We start from the raw sequence: 8600 nt of genomic DNA on the forward strand, positions 1-8600 counted from the left end.
CGCTACGACAAGCGCGCCTACATCTTCCTCGGCACCGTCACCCTGGCCGCCCTGATTATCTGGCTCCGAACCTGATCCAAGAAACAGCTCCTAGGTGGCGCGTTCGAGCACGACCACCGGGATCCGGCGGTCGGTCTTCTCCTGGTATTCGTCGTACTGGGGCCAGGTGCGGGTCATCGTCCGCCACATCTCGGGCTTCTCCTCCTCCGAGGCGGTGCGGGCGCGAGCCTTGAACCTGTCGCCCTTGACCTGCACCTCGACGTCGGGATGGGCCAGCAGGTTCTTGTACCACTGGGGATCTTCGGGATCACCGCCCTTGGAGGCGACCACGAGGTAGTCGTCGCCGAACCGCTGGTAGATCAGCGGCGTGGTGTACGGCTTGCCGGAGTTACGCCCCTTGGTGGTCAGGAGGAGGACGGTGGTGTTGTTCCAGTCGTGCCCCTCCGCGCCGTCGGTGGCCTGATAGCGCTGCACGTGTTCCTTGCCATAGAGCATGCCTCTGGACTACCCCGCGCCGGGTGGTCCTCACCGTGCCGCGCCGACCAGCTCGGCGGCCCGCCGGCTGTCGATCGGGAGGGCCGAGTCGGGGGTGCGCTCGCGCACGTCGCGGTCGCGGATCGCGAACACGGCGGGCGCCGCGCCCACGTCGCCGTAGCGCTCGGTCACCGCCGCGCCGATCGCCCGCCGCACGCCGGCCACCACCTCGCGGACGCCGGGCCCGGACGTGACGAGATGGCCGAGCATCCCGGCGAAGCGCAGCTCGTCGTCGGCGGCGGGCCGCTGCCCCGGCAGCACCGGCCGGTCGAGCCAGAACACCGTGCCGGACAGGACCGCCTCGCTGCCGCCGGGGCCGAGCATCCGCGCCGTGCGGGCCAGCAGCTCACCGAACTCGGCCAGGTCCGCGTGCGGCGGGAGGTCGGTGGTGACGAACAGGGGCACGATCAGCGAGTCAGGCATGCGGCTATCCCTCCGTGAGGAGGCTCATCGTAGGACGTGCCACCGACAATTCCGCGGCGCGCCACTCACCGTCCACCGCCCGGGCCGCTCGGCGCCACTCACCGTCCACCGCCCGGGCCGCTCGGCGCCGCTAGCGCTCGGTCCATTCGTCCTGGATCGCCGCGTGCACGATGGAGTCGCGCCAGCCGTGCGGGGTGTGCACGTGGTGCCGGATCCGTCCCTCCTCGACCATGCCGGCCGTCAGCATGGCGAGCTGGGCGGGCAGGTTGGCCGGCGACCTCGCGCCCCAGACGCGGTGCAGCCCGAGCTGCTTGAAGCCGAACGACAGCAGCAGCCGCACCAGGTCGGTGCCGATGCCGCGGCCCCACTGGTCGGGATGGAGGCCGAAGCCGATCTCGGCGCTGTGGGGCAGGTCGGCGTCGATCTTCAGGCGGGCCACGCCGATCACGTGCCGCCGGTCGGCGTCCACGACGGCCAGCACGTAGAGGCGGCGCGGCTCGGCGGCGGCCGCCTCCATGGCCTGGCCGACCAGGGCGGCGACCTCCTGCACGCTGCGCGGCGCGAACGGCATGTGCTGCGTGGCCGCAGGATCGCCGTAGACGGAGTGCAGCGGGACGACGTCGGCGTCGGTGAGGTCACGAAGTCCGATTCGCTCGCCGATGACCGTCACGCGCCGCATGCGCAGAAGGTAACGCGACTGTAGCGATCTTTACAAGGGTGTCAAGTCGCCAGCTGACTGCCGTAAGCCCGCGCGACAAGTTCGGCGACGGCGCTGTGCGCGCCGAGCGGCTCGGCGTGACCGGCCTCGACGGCGGCGGCGGCGCGCTCGACGACCTCCGCCGGGGCCTCGTGACCGATCAGGCAGGGCGCGATGGCCAGCCGCTCGGCCCCGGCGGCCCGCAGGCGCTGGGCGGCGACGTCCACGCCGGGCTCGCTGTCCAGCGAGGCGGCGACGACCGGCAGCGTGAGCCTGGAGGCCAGCAGCACGGCCGTGGCCTGGACGGCGTGCACCGCGCGCTCGCCGCCCACCGTGCCCAGGATGACGGCGTCGACGGGGCTGGAGACGTTGAGCAGGCGGACCCGGTCGGCCCTGGCCAGGCCGCGCTCGGCGAGCCTGATGTGCAGGGCCTCGGCGAGCAGCGGGTGGGGGCCGAGCGCCTCGGTGGCGACCGCGCCGGAGCCGGCGGCCGCGATGGCCTTGCCGATCTCGGCCATGACGACCGGGTCGTCCCAGGTGAGCAGGGGCACCACGACGGCGTCGCGGCCCGCGGGCAGCGAGTCTGCCAGGTCGGCGACGGCGGTCAGCCGCACCTCGATCTGCGGGTTGTCGACCCGCACCACGGCCGCGATCTCTTCGGCGACGCCGCCGGTGCCGCCGGGGGTGGCCAGCACGAGCATGGGCGCGTCCGGCGGCAGGGACGTGGGCACGGGGCGACGGTGCCGGCCGCCGCCGGGCCGGGGGGAACGTTCACGTACAGGCAGGCTCACAGGCGCGCAGTTTATGCCTATTCGCGGGTGGTTGTTCTGTGAATCGGGAGCGATTCCGTCACAACGGGAATGCTGTGATCGAGATCACATCGTGACCGCCGCCGCCGTTGACGAACACCCCTGAGAAGGGCAACTCTGAGGCAACTAGAAACGCGTTCTAGAGCGACAGTCACACACCGTCCCCGGAGGATGGGAATGAAGCCGTTCTATGTCCGCGAGCTGAGCGTGTACCCGGTCGGCCGCCGGCGGATCTTCCTGCTGGCGATAGCCGTGCTGGCGAGCCTGGTGGCCAACTTCGAGACCACGCTCGCCACGATCCTGCCGCTGCTGATGAAGGACCTGGGCATGTCGCTCACGGTCTACGGCCTGCTCGCCGCGGGGTCGGTCCTGATCGGCGGCCTGTCGGCGGGCGTCGGCGGCATCCTGTCCGACCGCTGGGGACGGGTCACGCTCCTGGTGCCCACCCTCACCGTCACGGCGGCCTGCAACTTCCTGCTCGCCACCGTGGACACCGTGGCGGGCCTGTTCTGGGTGCGCTGTCTGATGTTGTTCATCGAGGGCGCCGGGATCACCATCACCGCCTCCCTCGTCCGCGACTTCTCCCCGCGCCTCGGCCGCGCCCAGGCGTTCGCGTTCTGGACGTGGGGGCCGGTCGGGGCGTCCTTCCTGGCCTCGTTCATCGCCGGGTTCACGCTGCCGCTGTTCGACAACGCCTGGCAGTCACAGGCGATCATCATGGGCGTCGTCTCGCTGGCCATGTGCGCGGTCATCGTCTGGAAGATCGCCGAGCCGTCGGCGGCGCTGCGGGCCCAGGTCCTCGACGCCGAGGAGGCCGTCGCGGCGGAGGAGAAGATCGACGCCGGACGGGTGCGCGAGCTGTTCCGGCACCCGCACCTGTGGGCGCACGTCCTGGGCAACACCGGCTGGCAGGTGCTCTACTGGACGTTCGCGATCTTCGGGCAGACGATCCTGGTGGAGGCGTTCGGCCTGGAGCCCGCGGGGGCCAACCGGGTGGTGGCGCTCGGCATCGTGCTCAACGCGGTGGCCGTGGTCGTCGTCGGCCGGGTCTCCGACCGGCTCCGGTTGCGCAAGCCGTTCACGGCCGCCGGCACCGCGCTGACCGTCCTCACCCTGGCCTACTTCATCAGCATGGTCGGCCCCGGCATCTCGCCGGGACACGTCACCGCCGTCTACGCGCTGCTCTTCCTGTTCATGGGCGTCGCGTACGTGCCGTGGATGGCCAACTTCTCCGAGAACGCCGAGGATGTCGAGTCGCGCCTGCAGGGCTCGGCGCTGGGCATCTGGGGCATGGTCGTCCGCGTCATGATCGTGGTGCTGCTCGTCGTCTCGCCCATGGTGGTCTCCGCGGGCGGCTGGGGCGCCTGGCTCGCCGTGGCGCTGGCCGGGCAGGTCGTGTTCCTGGCCTCGACGGCGGCGTTCAAGGGCGACTGGCGCAGGCGCCCGCGGGTCACCTTGCCCGAGACCGCCGTCTGAGAGGACTGGGCGAGTGGGACGCGCGTGGGCGGCGGTGGCAGCCGCCGCCCACGCCTTCGCGGCGTTCCCGCCTTTCCCCTCGCGCTCAGGCGAAGGGACCCACCTGGCCGGGCAGCCTCCTGGGCGTGCCGCGCTCGCCGGCGGCGATGTCCAGGTCGCGGGTTTCCGGGGCGATGGCCAAACCTACGGCGGTGACGGCCAGCGCGACAACCACGTACAGGGACACGGCGAGGGTGGTGCCGTACAGGTCGAAGAGCTTCAGCGCGATGATCGGGGCCAGCGCCCCGCCGACGATCCCGGCCACCTGGTAGCCCATGGACGCGCCGCTGTAACGCAGGCGGGTGCTGAACAACTCGGCGATGAACGCGGCCTGCGGGCCGTACATGGCGGCGTGGGCGGCCAGCGCGACCACCGCCGCCAGCACGATCAGCGGGACCGACTTCGTGTCCAGCAGCGGGAAGAACGCGAACACCCACCCGGCCGCCGCCAGCACGCCCGCGAAGTAGACCGGCCGCCGGCCCAGCCGGTCCGACAGCGCGCCGAACAGCGGGATCAGGCCCAGTTGCAGCACCGAGCCGATCAGCACCGCGTACAGCGCCACCGACCGGTCCAGCTTCAGCTGCCCGGTGAGGTAGACGATGATGTACGCGGTGAAGGTGTAGAAGGCCACGTCCACCCCGATGCGCGCGGTGAACGCCGACAGCAGCGCCCGCGGATGCGTGCGCAGCACCTCGACCAGCGGCATCCTGGCCGTGGCTCCGTGCTTCTCGACGCGGGAGAACAACGGCGACTCGGTGACCCGCGTCCGCACCCAGAGCCCGACGACCACCAGCACGCCCGACAGCAGGAACGGCACCCGCCATCCCCACGACTGGAAGGCCGCGTCCGGCAGGGCGAAGGACAGGATCGCGAGCAGGCCGGTGGCCAGCACGTACCCGGCGGGCACGCCGACCTGCGGCCAGCTCGCGTTGAAGCCGCGCCGCCTGCTGTCGCCGTGCTCCAGCGACATGATCACCGCGCCGCCCCACTCGCCGCCGAGCCCGAAGCCCTGGACGAAGCGGAGCACGGCCAGCAGGACGGGCGCGGCCACCCCCACGCTCGCGTATCCGGGAAGCACGCCGATGAGGAACGTCGACAGGCCCATCAGCAGCAGCGTCACGACCAGCACGGTCTTGCGGCCGGCCCGGTCGCCGAAGTGCCCGAACACCACGCCGCCGAGCGGCCTGGCGACGAACGCGACGGCGTTGGTGGTCAGCGCCGCCAGCGTCGCGTTGAGCGGGTCGAGCGACGGGAAGAACAGCTTGCCGAAGACCAGCGTCGCGGCCGTGGTGTAGAGGAAGAAGTCGTACCACTCCAGGGACGTGCCGACGAGGGCGGCGATGATCACCCGGCGGGTCTGGTTCGCGGAGCTTGACATCGAAGGCTCCCAGATGGTCGAGCGGATAGTTTCAACGTAAGGATTGTTGAACAATTCGACAAGAGATTTGCTCCATGATTCCCTGGCGAACGTGGAAGACGTGGTCGCGGACCTCGCCCGGCACCGGTCGAGACTGAGCCGCAGCAGCACGGCGGAGCGCGTGGCCGACATCCTCCGCGACAACATCATCGAAGGCGCCTTCCCGCCGGGCGAGCGGCTGTCGGAGGAGGCCATCTCCGAAGGGCTCGGCGTCTCGCGCAACACGTTGCGCGAGGCGTTCCGCCTGCTCGGCCACGAACGCCTGCTCGACCACCGGCTCAACCGGGGCGTCTTCGTCCGGCTCCCGTCCGTGGAGGACGTCTCCGACCTCTACACGATGCGGCGGGTGCTCGAAGGGGCCGCCGTCCGCCGCGAGGCGTCGCGGCAGGCGCTGGCGCTCATCGAAGAGGCCGTGCGCGACGCCGAACGGGCCGCCGCCCAGGGCGACTGGCAGGGCGTCGGCACCGCCAACATCCGCTACCACCAGGCCCTGGTCGGCCTGCACGGCAGCCCCCGCCTCGACGAGACCATGCGGCAGCTCCTCGCCGAGCTGCGCCTGGTCTTCCACGTGATGGACAACCCGCGCGCCTTCCACGAGCCGTTCATCGACCGCAACCGCGCGCTGCTCGCCCTGCTGGCGGAAGGCCGCACCGAGGAGGCGGCCGCCTACCTCGACGACTACTTCGACGAGGCCGAGCGGCTTCTCATCCACGCCTACCAGCCGAACGGGTAGCGTTTCCGCATGGACCGGATCTTCACCCTGGACGAGGCGCGCGCCCTGCTGCCCGGCATCATCGCCGAGGCGCGGGAGATCGTCGCGGGCCGCGCCGACCTGGCCGAGATCGCCTTCGACCGGGAGGCCGCCGGCGGGTCGCGGCTCGGCGGGCTGCCCGAGATCAAGGCCATCGAGGCGCGCATCGAGGAGACGCTGACCCGGTGGAGCGAGCAGGGGATCGAGGTCAAGGGCGTCGCGCCGCTGCTGATCGACTTCCCCTCGGTGCTCGGCGGGGAGTCGGTGCGGCTGTGCTGGATCGAGGGGGAGCCCGAGCTGGCCTGGTACCACCGTACGGATCTGGGCTTCGCGGGGCGGCGCCCGCTGCCCTGAAGCGTGGCCTACATGTGACCAACTCGCCACCGTGCCCATGGGTCTAACCAGGTGAGCGAAAGGATCACCACTCATGAGGCTATCCTCAGCGGCCGCCGCGCTCCTCGCGCCGACGGTCGCCGGCGGGCTGGGGCTCCCGGCCGCCGCCGCACCCGCGCACACCGGGCCGCCGCAGGCCCGCGCCGCCTGGGTCACCGCCTGCGAGCTGCCCGGCGAGGGCACGTCCCCGTGCGGCCCCTGGCGCCTGCTCCTGCGTGACGGCCGCAAGGTCACCGTCGGCGACTCCGCGGCCCGTGCCAAGGACCGCGCCACCTCCCTGTTCGCCCTCAGCGGCGACGGCCGGACCATCGTCTACCAGCGGGCCCGCGACCACCGCCTGGTCGTACGGGCGGTGGCCGGCGGCCCGGTCAGGGAACTGCCCAGGTCCCTGCGGCCGGGCGCGGACGACGCCCTCTACCTGTCATCGGCCGGCGACCGGGTCCTCGTCGGCCGCCGGGGCCACGCCGAGGTGCTCACCGTGGCCACCGGCAGGATCACCGGCCTGACCGTCAAGGGCGAGCCGGCCGGCTTCAGCGGCGACGGCGACGAGGTGCTCACCACCCGCGACCTGAGCGACGGCACCAGATGGCTGTACTCCTACGGGCTCGACGGCCGCGTGCTCAGGAGCCCGGCCCCCCAGTTCGTCGCCAACGCCGTCACCCTCGCGCTGTCCCCCGACGGGCACACCGTCGCCGCGTTCAGCTCCGGCGGCAGCCGTGGCGGCCCGCCCCGGATGCGCACGTACGACCTGGAGAGCGCCCGGCTCTCCGACGGCGTGAACCTCCCCCTGGCCGGCGACGCCTCGCCCGACCACGCCCGCTGGACCCCTGACGGAAGGCTCGCCGCCTACTCCTACGACAGCAGCACCACGAAGTCGACGGTGGTACGGGTGCTCACCGTCGACCCCGCTTCCGGCCAGGCCCGCCGTACCGACACCTACAAGGTGGGCCCCGACCCTCACACCATCGTGTTCCCGGGGGAGTGACCATCGTGAGAATCGTCCCTTTGCTGACCGCGGCCCTGCTCGCCCTCACCGCCGTGCCGGCCGCCGCCCAGGCGGCGCCGCACCACGATCACGACAGCATCCGGTACGCCTCCGTCAAGGGCTGTCCGGACAAGGACGGCGCGTCCAGGCCCTGCGGGCAGTGGCGGCTGGTCATGCACGACGGCGGGCGCAGGACGCTGCCCGACGCCCAGGTCGTCGCGCTCGACGCCAGGCGCAGGTCCACCGTCACCTCGCCGGCGCCGATCGCGGTCAGCGGCGACGGGCAGCGCGTGGCGTACCTCACCAAGGCCGGGCGGCTGGCCGTACGCGTGCTCGGCGGCGGCGTCACGCTGATGCCCAAGGACGCCCTGCCGCGGGTCGCCCAGAACGAGGTGACGCTGCAGCTCTCCGGCGACGGCGGGCGGCTGGCGGTCGCGATCCAGAACGACCGGCCCGCCGCCACGAAGATCTTCGACACCGCGACCGGCGCCCTGCTCGGCACCGTGCCCGCCGACGAGACCCTCCTCGGGTTCAGCGGCGACGGCGACGAGGTGCTGTCCACGATCGAGTCCGACGACTCCGTCACCGACCTGGTCGTGCGCGACCAGACGGGCGAGCACCTCGTACGCGTCACGCCGCCGCAGGTCGTGGCCGCCAACGGCCCGCAGGCGCTGGCCGGCGACGGGCACACGGCGGCGGTGCTGATCCGCGGCAGGAAGACCGAACTGCTCACCTACGACCTCGCCACCGACGAGGTCACCGGGCGCAGGAAGATCAAGCTGCCGGACGGCGAGCTCAACATGATCGACTGGACCGGCGACACGCAGGTCACGCTGCACCTGGTGTCCGGCTCGTCCAGGATGACCATCGTCCAGGTCGACACCGGGACGGGCGCCGTGCGGGTCAGGGACCGGTACACCGTCCTGAAGGACAGCTTCGTCTTCGCCGCCTGCGGCGGCTGAGCCCGCGCCACTGCGGCGCAGCGTCCACGGCGGGACAGCGTCTACGGCGGGGCACGGTCCGCGGTCAGGCACGGTCCGCGGTCAGGCACGGTCCGCGGTCAGGCACGGTCCGCG

The 8600-nt window shown here is 72.0% G+C and carries 10 protein-coding genes; 5 read left to right on the plus strand and 5 right to left on the minus strand.

What is annotated here, in order from left to right; genetic code table 11:
- Positions 1-90: 90 nt before the first annotated feature.
- The 4 genes from AB0J71_RS49175 to AB0J71_RS49190 all read right to left on the minus strand — a co-directional run bounded on the left by AB0J71_RS49175 (position 91) and on the right by AB0J71_RS49190 (position 2385).
- The gene (locus AB0J71_RS49175; RefSeq protein ID WP_364390070.1) at positions 91-495 is read right to left on the minus strand and encodes a nitroreductase family deazaflavin-dependent oxidoreductase; all 405 of its coding nucleotides are present in this window, start codon (positions 493-495) and stop codon (positions 91-93) included.
- A gap of 30 nt (positions 496-525) precedes the next feature.
- Positions 526-957, minus strand: coding sequence for a hypothetical protein (locus AB0J71_RS49180; protein WP_352329882.1), 432 nt, complete (start codon positions 955-957; stop codon positions 526-528).
- A gap of 130 nt (positions 958-1087) precedes the next feature.
- Positions 1088-1636: a GNAT family protein gene (locus AB0J71_RS49185; RefSeq protein ID WP_364421290.1), complete on the minus strand. Its 549-nt coding sequence runs from the start codon at positions 1634-1636 to the stop codon at positions 1088-1090.
- Positions 1637-1677: 41 nt separating this feature from the next.
- A complete protein-coding gene (locus tag AB0J71_RS49190) occupies positions 1678-2385 on the minus strand; it encodes a hypothetical protein (protein WP_352329878.1) in 708 nt (235 codons plus the stop codon).
- Between the two features lie 255 nt (positions 2386-2640).
- Here AB0J71_RS49190 and AB0J71_RS49195 point away from each other — a divergent pair, with 255 nt between their 5' ends.
- Positions 2641-3939, plus strand: a complete 1299-nt coding sequence (locus AB0J71_RS49195) for an MFS transporter (protein ID WP_352329877.1) — start codon at positions 2641-2643, stop codon at positions 3937-3939.
- An 85-nt stretch (positions 3940-4024) separates the two neighbouring features.
- Here the strand turns inward: AB0J71_RS49195 and AB0J71_RS49200 are convergent, their stop codons facing one another.
- Positions 4025-5356 carry an MFS transporter gene (locus AB0J71_RS49200; protein WP_352329875.1) on the minus strand — a complete coding sequence of 444 codons (1332 nt, stop codon included), beginning with the start codon at positions 5354-5356 and terminating at the stop codon, positions 4025-4027.
- Positions 5357-5447: 91 nt separating this feature from the next.
- Between AB0J71_RS49200 and AB0J71_RS49205 the strand changes: the two genes are divergently transcribed.
- The 4 genes from AB0J71_RS49205 (at position 5448) to AB0J71_RS49220 (ending at position 8486) form a co-directional block, all read left to right on the plus strand.
- Complete coding sequence (locus AB0J71_RS49205; RefSeq protein WP_364390073.1) at positions 5448-6128, plus strand: GntR family transcriptional regulator; 681 nt, start codon at positions 5448-5450, stop codon at positions 6126-6128.
- Positions 6129-6137: 9 nt separating this feature from the next.
- A complete protein-coding gene (locus tag AB0J71_RS49210; RefSeq protein ID WP_352328303.1) occupies positions 6138-6500 on the plus strand; it encodes a DUF2203 domain-containing protein in 363 nt (120 codons plus the stop codon).
- Positions 6501-6573: 73 nt separating this feature from the next.
- Positions 6574-7524: a hypothetical protein gene (locus AB0J71_RS49215; RefSeq protein ID WP_364421292.1), complete on the plus strand. Its 951-nt coding sequence runs from the start codon at positions 6574-6576 to the stop codon at positions 7522-7524.
- Positions 7525-7529: 5 nt separating this feature from the next.
- Positions 7530-8486: a hypothetical protein gene (locus AB0J71_RS49220; RefSeq protein WP_352328305.1), complete on the plus strand. Its 957-nt coding sequence runs from the start codon at positions 7530-7532 to the stop codon at positions 8484-8486.
- Positions 8487-8600: the final 114 nt, after the last annotated feature.

This window comes from Nonomuraea sp. NPDC049637, from assembly GCF_040675235.1.
Lineage (GTDB): Bacteria > Actinomycetota > Actinomycetes > Streptosporangiales > Streptosporangiaceae > Nonomuraea.